Raw genomic sequence first — 2,847 nt, 5'->3', positions numbered from 1 at the left:
ATTAATGCCAGGCCAATGAAAACGCTCAACTGGCAATCACCACGAAAAGTCTTTCAGAAACATGCGGTGTTCGGATGATTCTTGCAATCTGCCGTGTATAATTGTAAACAATAATTTCCATGAAACAGCTCTGCTGTTTCAAAGGCTTACGCCAGTGTGCTGGTCAAGCCTGGTGGCCCACTTTAAAAGACAGTGACGTCAAAGATACAATAGCTAAACTGTCTTTTTTGACAATTAAAGACGCTTCAAAAAATTTCTTTAACCCCCAAATCACTCATAGGGGGGGAATTGCAAATAAACCGACAGGCAACCCCTCCTCAACGCTTGGGGGAGTAAGTTTTATTAGACATTTCTCTTATGGGCAAAATCGTAATATTTGTCCGGTTCATGTTTTTTTGATGATACTATCATAATAAAATTTCCCATAAATGCAAGAAAGGAGCTGTTATGACGTACAATGCAATTAAGGGTCGCTTTACGCGCGTAGCCCCTGATAAAACGATTTTGTATGGTGACAAGCCCTATACGTTTGCATTAACGCCAGAACAAAGTGAACAGATTGACCAGGCCGTCTATGCGGTTGTCCTGGCAAAAAATTATAAAACGACCTCGTTTTCAATTGACGAGAAGTTAACCTTGTCTGACGAAGAAGTCGCCCAACACAAATTGGTGGTCCGTTTACGCCTCCGCAAAAAGCACAAACAGCCGTCTCATAAACCACTCACGGACTAAAATTTCACAAATGACAAAAGGCTAGTTGTGGTGATTATGAGAGCTAGACCAATTATTTTAAGCTCAATTCACAAGAACAGATCACAGAAAAAGCGCCAAACCCTAATTGCTTCAGGGTTGGCGCTTTTTAGTTTTGATAAGCTGCATTATGTTAAGCTTTTGCTGAATTACTGTTTGTTACGTCGATTTTTAAAGATTAGACCACCAGTAATTGCTGAAATAACGACCGCACACATTGCGGAGAATCCGACCTTTTCAGCTGCTGTTTTTGGTAACATCTTTTCAGATGATTTTTTCATTGTTTTAAAAACATTAATGACTTTTCCGTCTTGGTACTTTGGTAAGTCTTGGAAAGTATATTTCCGGCGCTGATGTCAAGATTATGGACAGGTTTTTTCGGCACCGAGAGGTGCCGGACTCCGAAAATTTTTCAAAACCCGGATTTCAGCTTAAAACGGCGTGATTTCTGGGTGTTTGTGTAGGTGGAATAGGTCCGAGCCCTGCCGGTGAGAGAAAACAGGTGGTATAGATTGTAAACCAGCCGGATTTCACAAGTTGTATCGTGCAACAAATAAGCCTTCACAAAGCGAATTTTTGAAATTCACAAGTGACGGCTTATAAACGGCGTCGTACCAGCTAGTGCCGATAACCGAGATTAAGTCAACCAAACATTGCTCTAGGAGGCTTCAAGCCATTCAATGCGTGAATTAATACGTTCGTTTTTGTACCAGTTCACATACCATTCGACAGATGCCCTGACATCATCAATGGTTTTGTATTCTTCGTGATAAATCAGCTCGCGCTTGATGAGCGAATGAAAGCTCTCGATACGTGCGTTGTCGTAAGGATGCCCCTTACGCGAGTAAGAATGATCTATCCCAGCGTTTTGCAACGTTCCTTCGAACAGACTTGAAGTGTACTGGCTTCCCATGTCGCTGTGAATCATCTTTGGTTGACCGTTGGCTCTTAGAGCCTTCACGACAACAGATGTTGCGAATTCTTTGGTCATCTCTGAACTCAGTCCATATGAGACAACACGGCGTTTTTCTGGTTCATAGACCGTCGCCAGGTAAACCCAGTCTCTATTCATCAGCTGGATGTACGTGATGTCAGTCGTTAGAACGCCACTCAAATCATCCAAATTCTTCATGAGATTGGGCTTTTGTGGTGTGTCAGTGGTCGTCGTCGGCTTCTTATATGACTTCCTGACCATGCGAGATTTAAGGCTCATCTCATTCATGAGCTCCCAAACCAAACGATCACCAACTTCAGTGTTCAAAATGAACCGTAAAAATGCGTCGATGCGTCGGTAGCCATAGATCCCACGATTGGTGTTGTAGACGGCTTTGATTGCCGTTTTTAGAGCGTTGCGACGCGTCTCTTGTTGGCTGGAATGCCAATTTTTCCATTGATAATAAGTGCTTCGAGCTATATTCAAAGCTGATAAAACGCTTGTTATGCGGTGTCCCATTGCGAGCGAACGGTCAATGATTTCCAGTCCTAACTCGCGCTTTTGCGTTAGTTGTACTTCGAAAGTAACACCGCGGCTCGTTTTAAAATCTCAAGTTCTTCGCGAAGTTTGTCGTTTTCCTTTTGTAATGCGTTTACATCAGCTTGCGTCCATTTTTCGCCGTCCACTTCGTGGACCGCGTACAACTTGACCCAGTTACGGATTGAGTCGACCGAAGGTCCGTATTCAGCGGATAGATCAGTGTATGAACGGCCTTGATTGTGCATTTCAACAAGAGAGTGCTTAAATTCTTTTTTGTATCGAATCATATTAAAAAATGCTCCTATGCTATTAGTTTACAGGGCAGAAGAAAATCTGTCCGTAAATCTAGCATAAGAGCAAAACATTAGTTATCTAAGGTTTTATATTATTTTTTAGTCCTTTTTAAATTTTTAACACCCAAAATTGACATGAATGAAATTAAGGTAGCAACTATAACACCAGTTATGGACTCAATACGATTCGAATCAGTACGATTCGAATCAGTCGCTGGTAATGACACTGATTCTTTATGCTCTTTTACGTCGGCAAGGGCTGATGCTTTTTGATCGTCTAAACTAGTTCCTGGCTTATAAGCTGCATCAATAGCTGTCTTACCAGCAGTC

The 2,847-nt window shown here is 42.0% G+C and carries 4 protein-coding genes; 1 reads left to right on the top strand and 3 read right to left on the bottom strand.

All coding sequences use genetic code 11. The features are described from left to right. Positions 1–447 precede the first annotated feature (447 nt). Positions 448–732 (top strand): hypothetical protein, encoded by a 285-nt coding sequence (locus BLW39_RS06915; RefSeq protein ID WP_004910766.1) that lies wholly within the window; start codon positions 448–450, stop codon positions 730–732. Positions 733–1,408: 676 nt separating this feature from the next. Here the strand turns inward: BLW39_RS06915 and BLW39_RS06910 are convergent. The 3 genes from BLW39_RS06910 to BLW39_RS07040 all read right to left on the bottom strand — a co-directional run. Then, complete coding sequence (locus BLW39_RS06910; protein ID WP_275936416.1) at positions 1,409–2,230, bottom strand: IS3 family transposase; 822 nt, start codon at positions 2,228–2,230, stop codon at positions 1,409–1,411. Positions 2,231–2,250: 20 nt separating this feature from the next. Next, positions 2,251–2,511, bottom strand: a complete 261-nt coding sequence (locus BLW39_RS06905) for a transposase (RefSeq protein WP_059379237.1) — start codon at positions 2,509–2,511, stop codon at positions 2,251–2,253. Positions 2,512–2,609: 98 nt separating this feature from the next. After that, on the bottom strand, positions 2,610–2,847 hold a 238-nt coding region (locus tag BLW39_RS07040), incomplete at its 5' end, for a hypothetical protein (RefSeq protein ID WP_159428266.1).

The organism is Fructobacillus pseudoficulneus (assembly GCF_900108455.1).
GTDB lineage: Bacteria > Bacillota > Bacilli > Lactobacillales > Lactobacillaceae > Fructobacillus > Fructobacillus pseudoficulneus.
This window is presented reverse-complemented; position numbering and strand designations above follow the sequence as displayed.